Here is a 12,302-nt window from a genome sequence, read left to right as displayed (position 1 = left end):
GGTGCTGACCTGCAAGCGTCGTCAGCCAGCCAAGGAACCCTCCATGCTGCCCTTTCCCCGCGCGCACTACTGGGTCCTGACCCTTCTGATCGTTACGTTCGCGGCGTTCTGGCCGAGCTATTTCATGGTCTTTACCGAGGCATCTTTTGCGCATCACCTGCACGGCATGTCCGCAACCTTGTGGATGCTCCTCATTATCAGCCAGAGTTACACGATCCACAACGGGCACTTTAGAGCGCACGGCGTGGCCGGTCTTTTGAGCCTGCCGCTGATCCCGTTGTTCACCGCCGGCGGTCTGCTCGCCACCAAAGTGACCGTGGTCGAGGTGACGCCGTTCCGCGAGATGTTCGGGCTGAACCTTGCGTTCGCCGATCTTGTCGCGTCGGTTTTCGTGCCGTTCGCGTTCTTCATGGCTCTGCGCCATCGCCGGACGCCGGACCTGCATGCGCGCTATCTTCTTGCCACCATCTTTCCGCTGATCGGGCCGGCCCTCTCCCGCCTGCTGGCCAATTACGTCCCCGGCTTTCGGATCCGTGCCGCAGAAGAGCTTTACAAGTTCGGCCATGCTGTCGATGCGAGCTTCATGCTGACCGTCCTGATCCTCGGGGGGCTGATCATTCACGATGCGCGGGCTGGAAAGCCAGTGCTGCCCTTCACACTCGGTCTGATCGCGGTCCTCGGCATGTTCGCCTACAAGCTTATCGGCTTTGCGGCCTGGTGGCAGCCCACCGCCGAGGCACTCGGCAGCGTGCCCGCGTGGCTCGTTGTTGTTACTGGGCTGGTGCTCGGCAGTGCCGCGAGTTGGCTAGGCTGGCGCCATCCCGCATCCAACGGGGACATCAGCCTTGCGCCCAGAGTGCAAACCACATGACTTTCCGACCGCGCTCGCGTGCCTTCAAGCGGGCGTTGAAGAAGTAGCTATTCGCCTCTCCACCCGCGAGCAGTCTGCGACGACCATGCTGCGGGGTCCCGAAACCTGCTAGGCAGCTTCAACGGACTTCTCGAATTTCCCGTGGCGCCCCCCTTCGCGGCCTCCGGCTTCAGCTATCGATCTTCCGCATCCAATGCCTGCAGCACGTCACGATCGAGATCAGACTTACTATGATAGTGGCCCGCTATAACCACAGAGGAAATGCGGCGGACATTGGAAATACTCTCCAGGGGATCGGCCTCCAGCAAAACCAGATCAGCTTTGCAACCAGCTACAATGCACCCCAGACCCTCGAGCTTGAAGACCTTTGCAGGGGCGGTCGTGGCTGCCTCCAGCGCTTCCCGGTTCGACAGGCCTGCCTCAACGAGCAATTCCAACTCGCGCAGGAGAGAAACGCCGGGCGCAATGAAGGGATTGCCCAGATCGGTGCCTGCGAGGATCGTCACCCCGGCTTCTTTCAAGGTCGCGATCTCACTTCGGATCGGCGACATCACTGGTCCACGCGCTTTGGCCACAGCCTCGCTGAAAGGACTGGCCGCCATTTCAGACCATTGCGCATAAAGCGAGGAAGGCAGAGCCTCGCGCTGCCCTGGTGTCGCCATCGAGAGTTCTGCGTCCGCGGTGAGCGAATTTATAATGGTCGGGACGCTGGCGGTGCCGTGATCGCTCATCAGCCGGGCCAAGGCGACACAATCCTCTTCCACTCGCGCCTCGTCATAGGCGCGAAGCATCAACATGAATTCGATCAGGCCGGGAAGACCTGCAAGCGCCGGTCTCTCGTAAGATGCCTGCAGGGCCTCGGCCTTGTTCGGGTCGGAACAGCCTAGCGCGAAGGCGATCCCGTGCTCGATCGTGCGCTGGCCAAGCATCACGGCTTCCTGCGTTCGGATTCTGCCCGGCAGGTGGCCGTCCACGGGCAATGCGGCCTCTTCGGCCATTTCCATTAGTGCGCGATAGGCTTCGGGCGAGATGCCCTCATAGACCTTGATGAAGTCCATGCCGTTCTGGCGATGCATTTCGACCGCCTTGCGCGCGTCCTCGGCGGTGACCACCTCCAGAACACCGTCCCAAGGATCCTCTGCACCGCCAACAATGAAGCCGTTCGCGATCATCCTCGGCGCTTCGCCGCGCGCCGCCTGCTTCTTGATCTCACGGATGATGGCATATCCTTCCGTTTCGCTCGTATGCATGTTCCGAACGCTGGTGACGCCGTGAGCCAGGAACAGCGGTGCGTGCCAAGACCAGTTTGTCACCGAGTGCACATGGGTATCCCAAAGACCGGGAATCAGGAACTTTCCTTGGCCGTCGATGACGAGGGAATTTTCGCCGCTCTCGACTGGTTCGGAGCTAACCGAAATTATGGAGCCATCCGTGATCGCGACGTTCCTGGATGGGAGCTTTTCGCCACTCTCAACCTCGAGCACGGTAACGTTTTCGATGATCAGGTCTGGATGGGCATCGGCGGAGACCAAAGCCGCCAGCAGTAGTGCGATACTATCAAACATGAAACCTCCCCACTCGCCGTGATGCTATCTCCCTTCTCGCAAAAGTCCAAATGAGACGAGATGAATGCGTCTAATCCATTTCTGGTCAAGAGCCGGGTCTGTGCGGGATCCAGAAAGTGGCATGGCGGCTTCGAGCGGAGCTAGACGTTCTCTTTGATGATCGGGAACGACCGAGCCTGGGTCGCGAACTGCCAATCACCAGCGCCCACAGCGAGGCAGGAGGCTGATGGCACTCGGCTCGTCAGGCGCGGCTGACGCCGCGCCGATGAACACTCGGCGTTTTATTTGGGACTCCACCGGATCTCGCGAAGCATACGGCATATCAGCTAATGCATACGGCCTGGGCTTTCCTCCCAACTTGAGTTGCGGGCGGCAAAATGCTACCTCACTTTCAGGAGATCGCTCATGGCTAGATCAATCAAGCTCGCCGACGAGATAATGGACGAAGCGGAGATCGCGTCGGCACTTCATTGCCGTTCGCTGGCCGGTCAGATCACCCACTGGGTGAGAATAGGTAAGGCGATCGAGAAATCGAACGCATTCAGCCACGAGCGGATCAGCGCGGTGCTCGCCGGCAAGGCGCCGACCACAACGCTAAGCGAAGAAGAATACGCAGTCTGGGCGGACAGCTTCGAAAAGCTGGTGACCAGTCCCACACCGCAGTCCAAGGCGTTCTTCGCCGAGCGCCGCAGGCTCGGCGTCGGCTCAGGCCTCGACGAAAACGGCAATTTCGTTCAGGCCGCGGACCTCCTCAACAAGCGCGGTTCCTAATCATGCCGACGATGATCGTGCTTGCCGGCCCCAATGGGGCGGGCAAATCCACCCTTTATGCCAATGTCGTTGCGCCGTTCTTCAACGGCCCCTTCATCAATGCCGACATCATCCAGCGTGACGAAATGGGCGATCCTTCGCCCGAAGCCTCCTACAGGGCTGCCGAAATCGCTACTTCGCGCCGGGCGCAGTGTCTCCATGATCGGCTCGACTTCGCGACGGAGACTGTTTTTTCACACCCTTCCAAGGTTTCCCTCGTCCGGGAGGCCAAAGCCAACGGCTTCAAGGTGTGGGTGATGCACGTTGGCGTCGCGGTCGCAGACATCTCGGTATCGCGTGTCAGCGACCGGATTGATGAAGGTGGCCACAGCGTCCCTGAGAGCAAGATCCGCGAGCGCTTCGATCGCAGCGCGCCACTCATCCTCGCTGCGGTCCACATGGCGGATTATGGGCTCGTCTTCGACAACTCGCGCATCAATACCGACCCGCGGCATTGCCTGACCTTTCATCTAGGTCGCCTTGTCCACGTCGCAGGCGACCTGCCCACTTGGATTACCGGCCTCTATATTCCTGACTTCGCTGTCTGAGCGCACGAGGAATCCTCCCAGCCATCTGCCGCGCTACAGGAGCGCTCATCTAAAGAGCGCAGTTAGATCCAGCTGCGGCCTCATCCTCTGGCACCTCGACCGCCCGAGCTGGCCGTTGCTAAGCGGCCCTGTGCTGGTCCGCGGAGGCTCGTTTCTAGCAGAGAACTGAATAAGTCAGCCGTTCGCCCCCAAAGCACGGCAAAGCTGCCTCGCCAGTCGTCCCCTTCCGCCATCTCTCGGGCTTGAGCGGAGCAGCTCCGCAATCCCGAGAGTAGGATGACGGCTGTTGGGTGGGATCAGACATTCGATCCGGTTTTTGCGAACGACCGGCTTTGGATCGGCAGCGGAACTTAGCGAAGAACTTCGACGACGATATCAAGCTCGAGTTTACTCCAAGCCCGATCGGTGGTCACTGCAAAGGCATCGCACGACTCGGCTGCGCTAAGGCACGCTCGATCCCCCAACGACAATCCGTTGCTTCGCGTCGAGGCACGCAGCAGCCCGGCACGTACTGCCTGGCCGTGATCGAACGCGAGCACATCGAAATTGAGCTCCGCAAGACTGGACGTGATGACCGCATCGGGCACGCCGCCTTCTTGGAGTTTGGCAACAACCTCAGAAAGGTTCACGGCGCTGATCTGGCTGGCAGCAAGTCGCTCTCGAACCTGGTCGCCGCCGTCCTCACCGAGCATCATCGCGAGCACGGCCGAAGCATCGAGCATGTAGCGCGTATCACTCATTGTCTGCGGCAGCCCGGCGCTCGGCTATCAATTCTTCAGACAAGCTGCGACTTGGTTCGACGTACTTGCGCAACTTTGCCTGTACCCGAGCCACAGCGTCGCGATAGGGTCGCACGTGGATCTCGCCATCGACCACTTCGAGGAGCACGGTGTCGCCATCGGATAGAGAGAGCGCACGCCGGATCTCGACTGGCAATTGAAGCCTTCCCCCCGAGACAAGTTTTCCTCGTTGCACGTTCATAAAGAGCCTCACTGTATAGTCTATTGGACAATACACTCTTCGCAACCCTGTATCAAGCACAAGCCCATACATCCGAAATGAGAGAATCTCGTGCGACCGCAGCGGATCGCTCACCGGACACTTTTTAGGGATCAGAGATCAGTCCCCCTTACCTCCGCAATTCCGGTCTGCCGGGTCTCTCATTAAGGTGGTACGCTTTATTTTCTCACACAGGGGCCTCATCCGTTACAAATGAACAGCACCCTCATCGGATATGCCCGCTGCTCGACCGACAAGCAGGATCTCACCGCACAGCGCCAAGCGCTGATCGAACTCGGCGTGCCCGAGGACCGCATCTACACCGACCACGGCCTGACCGGCCGCAACCGTGATCGCCCCGGCCTTGCCCAGGCGCTGGCGGCCGTGCGCGCCGGTGAAACTCTGGTGGTGCCCAAATTGGACCGCCTCGCCCGATCAGTGCCGGACGCGCGGGCGATCGCCGATGAATTGGAGAAGCGCGGCGTCAGCCTCGCGCTAGGCAAGCAGGTCTACGACCCCAACGACCCCATGGGCCGTATGTTCTTCAACATCCTTGCCACCTTCGCCGAGTTCGAGAGCGACCTCATAAGGCTGCGTACCCGGGAGGGCATGAAGATCGCCCGGGACAAAGGCAAGCTCCGCGGAAAGCCGCCCAAGCTATCCGACCTCCAGCAGCGCGAATTGCTGAAGATGCATGCCACGGGCGCATACTCGATCAGCGATCTTGGCAAGCTGTTCAAGGTCTCGCGGCCGACAGTGTATCGGACGATCCGGCGGAGAGCGGAAGCTGCGACTGCTGATCCCATAACATGACGGGCAGACGCACAGATATGCCGAAAATTTCAGCACTTTTTAATTTCGCGCAGCCAATGCTCCCACGGCCATCGGATTTTTTGGGAAACGCGAATGACCTACACAACGCCTTGGCTGGCGGCTTTCATTTCATTGCAAAGCGCTTCATTGCTCGCCCAGTCAGTGCCGTCGGCCCCCACATTTCCTCGCCCTGCAACCATCCGTGTTTCGGATAATGCGGTCGCCGCTCGTGTTACCGATTGCGGCGACTGGCTAAGTCGCTTGGAAAAACTGCCGACAAACTACAAGTGGGCCGAATTCAAACAGCCCCCGAGCCCACCTGCAAAGGACGAATTCGAGACGACCTTACAATACGAGGCCAGATTGGCGGCCTTTGCGAACGAAGCAGAGCACGTGTGGATCAATATCGCCTTCGACGTCAGTCGCGATGCCCTTACATATGACGCCGATAAAGGGGTTATGTCGGTGCAATACAGACACAGCTTCGCGGGCTTGGATTCGTCGTTCAAAGAGGGGAAAAGCTACATCGGCATGAACGCCTTTGGAGTGACCACTACTGTCACCCCGAAAAACCTGCGGACTACCGGGGCGAGGTTCGAGCCGTCGACAGCCGCACTTCCCAGCAATCTTCAACTTGTTTTGTCCCCGGATGAGGCGCGTAGGGTAAAGGAAAGTGGCAAGGTTCATGTCCTTGGCATTGTACGAGGCAGTGATGGAAGGGGCGGGTTTAGCCGCGCGACTTTGGACTCGCCTACCGACTTTTCATACGGTCACCGGGAAATCCGTATTGCACCAATCTGTGTTGCGGCTCTCGTGAACGGAGTTCCGATCCCAGAGTGGCAGTCTTTCGCGGCCCCGGAGGCGCTTGCTGTCCCGCCTGCCTTCACGCCCCCCGTGGCGCGCAAGGGTACCTTTGAGCGGGCCCTTGAAGAATATCCTAGCAGGGCTCTTCGAGAGGAACGTCAAGGTCGGGTCGGTTTCCGACTCGAGATTGGTGTCGAAGGTAGGGTGACGAAATGCGTAATTACATCGTCGTCTGGTCATACAGATTTGGATGACGCCGCTTGTGCCAACGTCGAGCGTTACGCGCGTTTCGAACCCGCCAAGCGTTACGGCGTGCCTGTCGCTGGGCAATTCGAGAGTTCGTTTAGCTACTCGCTACGATAATGAGGACTACGAGTCTGTGTCATGCTCCGTTTCCTACAGCCATGATGCGACAGAAACGGTCATTTACTTCTCGGTGACGCGATGAAGCAGCATGGCTTAGGCCCGCGTAGGCATTAAATATTGTACTGCTACAATCTGAAGCTCGTTGCTCCCAAGTGCGCTAACCGTTCACACGACCAAGACTTTCATAAACCGTTGCGATGGGGCAATGTAGGCCCGTGAAGGCATTCATCCCCCGCAAGCTCCTGTTTTCAGTCGGCACCGAGATCCGCGAAGTCGGTCACGAAGTCTTGCGCGAAATGGCTGGCAACGTCGTTTTGCTCGGCGAGGCCGGTGGGGGCAAAACGCGTCTAGCTGAAGAGTTGGGCAGCCTTGATGGCTTTACACGGTGCACAGCTCGCCAGCTTCTCAACGGAGTGCCGCGAAGGCTACTCGGTAACGCGACTGTTTTGGTAATTGACGCTGTAGATGAAGTGGCGGTCAAGGCTGAGGGTGATGCTGTTGATCACGTTCTTCGTTCCCTAAGCGAGGTCGACTTTCCGCGCTTTATTCTGTCTTGCAGATCAGCCGAATGGCGCGCTGCAACGATGCGTGAAGCAATTCGCGAACAATACGGAGACGCGCCGACTGAAGTCACCCTGGCACCTCTCACCGATGAAGATGCGCGCAAGTTCCTGGCCAGTTATCTTGATGACGAAAGCCGTGCAGCACAGATTGTGCAGCACTTTAGGCAGCGCGGTTTGTCTGAATGGCTGGGGAACCCGCAGACTCTTGCGATGTTGGGCGATGTCGCTGATGGTGATTTGCCCGACACCGCTACGGCTCTGTTCTCACAGTTTGTCGATCGCGCCTGGTTTGAGCACAGCAAGGCACGTCCGGACGCTCCGCTACGAAAGCTCGGTGAGGAAGCGGTGCTCGATTCTCTCGGCGCTGCCTTTGCTTCTCTGATTTTGACCGGCTCGGAAGCGCTATCCGACGAGCCACGCCATGAGATTCAAGCGGGAGATATCGCCCTTACAGAACTCGCGCAGTTACCGGGTGCACAGGATCTAGAGGCCGCTCTGAAAAGCCGCCTTTGCAAAGGCCCGGCCGAGCGTCGTACATTTCAGCACAAGCGTATCGGCGAGTATCTCGGGGGTCGGTGGCTTGCGAAGTGGGCGGACACGCCAGCGAAGCGATCGCGGTTGATCCGCATGCTTCGGGTGGAAGGAATCGTGCCAGCTAACTTAAGGGGAATTCACGCTTGGCTCGCGATGGATCCGCATCTTGCACCCTCTGTGATCCAATCGGATCCGACAGGCCTGATTGAATATGGGGATGCGGACAGCCTGACCGAGCCTCAAGGACGAATGTTGCTTGAGGCATTGGGTGAACTGGCGCAGCGAAATCCGTTGTTCAGCATAGGGCGAAGTCCTCGCGCGCGATCTCTCGTCAAGGGTGCATTGCGGGACCAGTCTTGGCGTATTCTGAACGAGCGGGGCGAAGGCGAACTGTGGCGATACCCCTTCGCACTACGTATCGTAATCGCAGAGCAGTTAAGCGATCCAGAAGTCGTAGAGGAGCTTCGGACTGAGCTTCGCGCACTCCTCATGGACCAAAGACAAGCGTTCGCGATCCGTGCCAGAGCAGGCGAGGCGCTAGCACTTTACGGCGGTCTGCCCGACTGGCCATTGGTTCTTGAGGATCTGCGAATCCAGGCATCTGAGGATTCTTGCCGGCTCGCGATACGGCTGCTTGAAGATGTCGGATTGGAGACTTTCTCCGACCGGCAGATCGTCGAGTTGGTTCTGGCATATGCTGGCATCACAATCTGTACCTTACCTAAGCAGGCTGCCGAGCGGCGCACGGTCGGCGTTATGTTCTTTCTCAGGTATCAATTGTCTGATGCCCGAATTGACGGAGTCCTTGACGAATTCGCCAGTTATCTTGACCCTTACATCAAAAACCATTCGATCGACGTTGACGATTTTGAACTCAGGTCGCTGGTCGGCGAGTTGGTGGTTCGCAGACTCTCTAAAGCTGATTCACAGCCACTTCGCAGCCCGGTAGATCTGTGGCGCTGGCTGAGGCCTTTCCGAGGAACTCGTGGTCTCTTGTCGTCTAGAAAAGACGAAATTGCTGAGTGGCTTAGGGAACACGACAAAGAGCGGAGAGCCATTCAGCGTTACGTTTTGATCGATCTGGAATGCGACAAGGACGTAAGGCATCGCCAGTGGCAATTACTGGAGCCCCTGCCAGGCGCAGCGCTCGATTCTGGTGATGTCGCAGCCCTTCTTAATGAACTTGAAGTGGGCGATCGGCGGTGGCGTGACCTGCTCACGATGACTTACCACGATGAGAATCGGGGAGCCGAGGCACGAGCAGCTGCCAAGCGCTTCGTGGCCAATCGCCCCGATATGCTCCAGTGGATCGGCAGCCTTGCCAGCCCAAAAGCGCCCATATGGCAGGCTCGCGAGAATGAGCGAAACCGCAAGCGTATGGCGAAAGATGCTATCCGCAATGCTGAGCATCGGGCTGCTTATCTTGCAGATCGCGACAAACTCTTGACCGGCGACCTCGGTGCCCAGCCCGCGCAGGTATATCTTGGGCACTTTAGCGACTTGCCGAAAGACGTGCCGCCACACGATCGGATTGCCCAATGGTTAGGCGAAGACCTTCAGTCGGACGCCCTGCAAGGATTCGAGGCATATCTCACGCGCGACCCACCAGCGCTTACAGCCGAACAAATCGCCGAGAGTTGGGCGGAAAGCCAGTATTGGCCAATGGCGTGGGTTTTGGTTGCCGCACTGATGGAACGGGTGCGCCATGGAGGAGATTTCGGAGGTCTGTCCGACGAGCGATTGATAGCGGCCATGTTGCAGATCGAGCATGGGTTAGCCAGATCAGAAGAGGCAAAAGAGCTTGGCGATGCTCTTGAAGCCGAATTGCTGAGGCGTGGAGCCTTTGAGGCTTACGCTAGATTGCTGATCGAGCCACATTTGAGATCAGTTCGTGCGCACATCACCGGATTATACGGTTTGATGCGCGGCGATGATCACCTTGCCTTAGCCTCCAAGCTGGCCAACGAATGGCTTCAACAATACCCTGTCATGGCGTCCGACGTCGAAGAGGAACTGATTGATTGCCTGATCCGTGCCAACGAGACGCAGGTCTTGTGCGACCTCGCAATTGCCCGGAGTGCAGATGCAAGCCGAGACGAGCGCAGTCGTCGCAATTGGCAGGCGGTTGCACTCTGGACGGATTTCAACAGATTCAAAGACTCGTTTGAGAAGGTGGTTCATGCAGATCCCGCACTCCTTTGGGCGGTCCGTGATCGACTAAGCGGGGGGCGCCACGGAGACGGCAAAGCCGTTCATATCCCCGCCCGCTTGTCTGCTTGGCTCGTGGAGCACTTCAGGGCGGTGTGGAAATTTAGGGAATATCCTAGCGGCGTCCGCAGCGGTGAACGAAATGCCTGGGACGCCACGCAATATCTTTCGAGCCTGATCGGAAAGCTGGGCGACGATCCCAGCGACGAAGCCGTCGCGCTGGTGGCCCAACTGCGAGACGCCCCCCATGATGGCTACACAGCTTACCTTCGTCGTGTAGCCACTGAACAAGAAGCAAAGCGCGCCGAACTCGCGTATCAACCTCCGACTATTGCGGATTTGGCCACCGCTCTAGCAGGATCGGCCCCTGTCACGATTGGTGCGTTGAAGGCGGAGGTATTGGCAGCGCTCGACCGGGTCCAAGATCGCGTCCGCAGTGATCCGACTGATTGCTGGCGGGGATTTTACAGGGATGATGGCGTGACGCCAAAGGCCGAGGAAGATTGTTCGGATCACCTCGCCAACCTCCTGAATATCGAGGCTCCGGAAATCCGGTTCGAACCAGAGTTTCACGTTGGTAGTGATAGGGAGGTCGACATCGCATGCTCGGTCACGGGAATGCGGATTCCAATCGAGGCCAAGGGGCAGTGGAACGCCGATCTTTGGACGGCGGCTGACTGGCAGCTAGGAGGCCAGCAGGCGGTAGATCATCTTGCTGGAGGCCATGGTATCTACCTCGTGTATTGGTTCGGGTCACAAAGCGGCCACAAGAAGCTCCGCAACCCGCCGTCCGGTTGTGTTCCCAGCTCCCCCGAGGAGCTGAGAAGTCGATTGAGTGAGGCCCTTCAAGCGACCAAACGGAGAAATCTGACCGTCGCGGTGCTGGACCTGACGCGCTAAATGCTCAGCGATGCTGACTTGCGCTTGATTGAGGCCCATCATGGCATTCAGCGCGCCAACACGCTGGCGTTGAGGGACTTGACCCTTGATACCAATTCTCCGGCTGCTTCTGCACCGCCAATCGAGCTGGAAAGTATGTGGCATAGGGGGCGGTTCGCGCAAAGCTTGCTTGCACCTGACGGACCTGCAAGCGACCGTTGGCGAGCCGACAATGCGGAAGACCTGCTCCCATTCCGCCCACATTTGCCCTCTCATTCCCCGCTCGCCACCGATCCATGGCGCTGGATTGCCAATGAAAATGGCCTTGAGGAATCTGGCCTCTTCACGAGGAGCCTGCTTCAATGGGAAGTCTTCGAACGGCTTCGCCAAACCGGCGAGCAGCAGGACGTAATTTTTCGGCTTCCGGCATGGTCGCCACCAGGAGAAGCCACTTCTCGCCCCAGTTTCTTATACATGACTGACTCCGGAGTCCTGCACCATCTCATTGGGCTTCCAGAGGTGGTGCTGAATTCTTGGGACAAACGACCTCCCCAGTATCGCGGGGGCACATGGGACGGTTACCGGCAGCGTAGTTGGGAGGGTTTCGCTATCAGCTGCCTCGCACGTGCTGCTGGTGTTCGCGCTCATGCCTTTTATTGGACAGCAGCCGATGGCGAAATCGATCTTATCCTCGATTGGTCTAGTTCGAGCGAATGCTGGGCGATTGAGATCACGATAGGCCGTAACAAGAAACTGAAGTCTTACTTCGAGATCGGATGCGGCGAGGTTCAGGCAACGCGTGCTATCCTGCTCCATAACTCAGTTGTCGGCATCCCAAAAATCAAATGGGACCGCGGCATGGCTCGAAATCTCGAGATCATGACATTGGAAGAGGCGTTGCTGGAGGTTGATGCAGGGCCGTAGCCATTCAGACTAAACAGGATTTCTTGCGCCAATCGGCAGAACCTTGAGAAATGGTCCGGCCGCACATCTGCTAGCAACGCATCTTCCAGACGGCCGCTCTCACGGGACAACAGGATGTGGCTGGCTCGGCCGGATTCGTCGCGAGCCAGGCCAACGGGGCGCATGTCCGCATCTAAAGGCGCAGCGTGAGGAATGCGGCGAAAGTCGTCGAGATCTACCGTTTCGTGGACCAACCGTCGGTCATCTTCGTGCGCTCTTTTCATCAGCCGCGCATCGCGCTGCGAACGTGAAGTGCGGTGCTAAAGCAAGGCGCCATGTTTCCCAATTGGCGCCCCACACCCTGCTTTCGCACGCAAATTTCCCTGTAATTCAGGGGCTAGGCCGAAAACTGGCAGCGTCAGGATTGCCAGTCGTCGTG

9 protein-coding genes and 1 pseudogene are annotated in these 12,302 nt (G+C 58.3%); 7 read left to right on the top strand and 3 right to left on the bottom strand.

The window, feature by feature from the left end; genetic code table 11:
* Window positions 1-43: 43 nt before the first annotated feature.
* Complete coding sequence (locus Q0L48_RS10975) at window positions 44-871, top strand: hypothetical protein (protein WP_296720878.1); 828 nt, start codon at window positions 44-46, stop codon at window positions 869-871.
* Between the two features lie 173 nt (window positions 872-1,044).
* Here Q0L48_RS10975 and Q0L48_RS10970 read toward each other — a convergent pair whose 3' ends face one another.
* The gene (locus Q0L48_RS10970) at window positions 1,045-2,436 is read right to left on the bottom strand and encodes an amidohydrolase family protein (protein WP_296720875.1); all 1,392 of its coding nucleotides are present in this window, start codon (window positions 2,434-2,436) and stop codon (window positions 1,045-1,047) included.
* A 405-nt stretch (window positions 2,437-2,841) separates the two neighbouring features.
* Between Q0L48_RS10970 and Q0L48_RS10965 the strand changes: the two genes are divergently transcribed.
* Both Q0L48_RS10965 and Q0L48_RS10960 read left to right on the top strand, forming a co-directional pair.
* Window positions 2,842-3,207, top strand: a complete 366-nt coding sequence (locus Q0L48_RS10965) for a hypothetical protein (RefSeq protein ID WP_296720870.1) — start codon at window positions 2,842-2,844, stop codon at window positions 3,205-3,207.
* A gap of 2 nt (window positions 3,208-3,209) precedes the next feature.
* Entirely contained in the window at window positions 3,210-3,794 is a 585-nt protein-coding gene (locus Q0L48_RS10960; RefSeq protein WP_296720869.1) for a zeta toxin family protein, read from the top strand.
* A gap of 350 nt (window positions 3,795-4,144) precedes the next feature.
* Here Q0L48_RS10960 and Q0L48_RS10955 read toward each other — a convergent pair whose 3' ends face one another.
* Together Q0L48_RS10955 and Q0L48_RS10950 are read right to left on the bottom strand one after the other, a co-directional pair.
* The gene (locus Q0L48_RS10955) at window positions 4,145-4,534 is read right to left on the bottom strand and encodes a type II toxin-antitoxin system VapC family toxin (protein WP_296720867.1); all 390 of its coding nucleotides are present in this window, start codon (window positions 4,532-4,534) and stop codon (window positions 4,145-4,147) included.
* Window positions 4,527-4,775 carry an AbrB/MazE/SpoVT family DNA-binding domain-containing protein gene (locus Q0L48_RS10950; protein ID WP_296720864.1) on the bottom strand — a complete coding sequence of 83 codons (249 nt, stop codon included), beginning with the start codon at window positions 4,773-4,775 and terminating at the stop codon, window positions 4,527-4,529. Before Q0L48_RS10950 ends, Q0L48_RS10955 begins: the two co-directional genes overlap by 8 nt.
* A gap of 231 nt (window positions 4,776-5,006) precedes the next feature.
* On the opposite strand from Q0L48_RS10950, the gene Q0L48_RS10945 reads away from it, so the two are divergent.
* From Q0L48_RS10945 to Q0L48_RS10930, 4 genes and pseudogenes are all read left to right on the top strand, one after another.
* The gene (locus tag Q0L48_RS10945) at window positions 5,007-5,606 is read left to right on the top strand and encodes a recombinase family protein (protein WP_296720862.1); all 600 of its coding nucleotides are present in this window, start codon (window positions 5,007-5,009) and stop codon (window positions 5,604-5,606) included.
* 930 nt (window positions 5,607-6,536) lie between these two features.
* Window positions 6,537-6,773, top strand: a pseudogene (locus tag Q0L48_RS10940) (energy transducer TonB); the annotation flags it as partial.
* Window positions 6,774-6,991: 218 nt separating this feature from the next.
* Window positions 6,992-10,981, top strand: coding sequence for a hypothetical protein (locus Q0L48_RS10935; RefSeq protein ID WP_296720861.1), 3,990 nt, complete (start codon window positions 6,992-6,994; stop codon window positions 10,979-10,981).
* Window positions 10,982-11,884 carry a DUF4143 domain-containing protein gene (locus Q0L48_RS10930; RefSeq protein WP_296720858.1) on the top strand — a complete coding sequence of 301 codons (903 nt, stop codon included), beginning with the start codon at window positions 10,982-10,984 and terminating at the stop codon, window positions 11,882-11,884.
* The last annotated feature ends 418 nt before the right edge of the window (window positions 11,885-12,302 follow it).

This window comes from Erythrobacter sp. (genome assembly GCF_024305245.1).
Classification (GTDB): domain Bacteria; phylum Pseudomonadota; class Alphaproteobacteria; order Sphingomonadales; family Sphingomonadaceae; genus Erythrobacter.
Note: the sequence above shows the minus strand (reverse complement) of the source record. Positions and strands in the feature narration are given on the sequence as shown.

Coding starts and splice junctions, on each gene's coding strand:
- Q0L48_RS10970 (WP_296720875.1), bottom strand. CDS start 2,436: ATGTTTGATAGTATCGCACTACTGCTGGCGGCTTTGGTCTCCGCCGAT.
- Q0L48_RS10965 (WP_296720870.1), top strand. CDS start 2,842: ATGGCTAGATCAATCAAGCTCGCCGACGAGATAATGGACGAAGCGGAG.
- Q0L48_RS10930 (WP_296720858.1), top strand. CDS start 10,982: ATGCTCAGCGATGCTGACTTGCGCTTGATTGAGGCCCATCATGGCATT.
- Q0L48_RS10960 (WP_296720869.1), top strand. CDS start 3,210: ATGCCGACGATGATCGTGCTTGCCGGCCCCAATGGGGCGGGCAAATCC.
- Q0L48_RS10955 (WP_296720867.1), bottom strand. CDS start 4,534: ATGAGTGATACGCGCTACATGCTCGATGCTTCGGCCGTGCTCGCGATG.
- Q0L48_RS10950 (WP_296720864.1), bottom strand. CDS start 4,775: ATGAACGTGCAACGAGGAAAACTTGTCTCGGGGGGAAGGCTTCAATTG.
- Q0L48_RS10945 (WP_296720862.1), top strand. CDS start 5,007: ATGAACAGCACCCTCATCGGATATGCCCGCTGCTCGACCGACAAGCAG.
- Q0L48_RS10975 (WP_296720878.1), top strand. CDS start 44: ATGCTGCCCTTTCCCCGCGCGCACTACTGGGTCCTGACCCTTCTGATC.